Source organism: Mesorhizobium sp. M4B.F.Ca.ET.089.01.1.1 (assembly GCF_004022605.1).
Taxonomy (GTDB): Bacteria; Pseudomonadota; Alphaproteobacteria; order Rhizobiales; family Rhizobiaceae; genus Mesorhizobium; species Mesorhizobium abyssinicae.
Window position 1 is genome coordinate 1 of sequence record NZ_RZOS01001255.1, and the last position, 557, is coordinate 557.

General features: G+C 62.5%; 2 protein-coding genes. One reads left to right on the forward strand and one right to left on the reverse strand.

Annotated features, from left to right (window positions below):
• Positions 1 to 249: MobA/MobL family protein (locus EN780_RS37030; protein ID WP_133372993.1), on the reverse strand; the 249-nt coding region annotated here is incomplete at its 3' end.
• Between the two features lie 172 nt (positions 250 to 421).
• On the opposite strand from EN780_RS37030, the gene traD reads away from it, so the two are divergent.
• Positions 422 to 557: conjugal transfer protein TraD (gene traD, locus EN780_RS37035; protein WP_145971053.1), on the forward strand; the 136-nt coding region annotated here is incomplete at its 3' end.

Genomic DNA, 557 nt, shown 5'->3' on the forward strand with positions numbered 1-557 from the left:
CTGCGCATCCTTGCGCAGCTCGAACGCCTCGACGTCGTTCCACAGCCGTTCGCGGTCGCTCCAGGCTTCCGGCGCATTCTCCGGCAGCATCACCTCGGAATGCACGACACCGCGCTTGGCCGAGAAGTCATGAGTGCGTTCAATTCGCTCGTCACGCAGCCGCGAAGCCGAGCGGTAGGCCGCTGACGCCACTGCACTCGAGCCTGCCTTGCGGCCAATGACCTTGACGTGAAGATGATAGATCGCCATCGCGAACAGATCATTTGCACGTCGAAGCGCACGTCGGCACGACGTATAAGCGCGCCCTCCCTCGAAAAATTCTCGGGATGGACCAGCCCGTCCCGGGCTGTCTCGGCGACCCTGAAGCCTTCCGGCAGGCGCTCCCCTATCATCGCCGCATCGCCAATCGATGGAGACAGCCATGCGCAAACCCCGAGACTTCGACGCCGAAATGAAAGCACTGGAAGACAAGGCGCGGGAGCTCAAGACGCGAAAGGTGCAGCAGCTTGGCGAACTGGTGATCGCCACCGGCGCCGATCAACTCAGCAGCGAGGAAC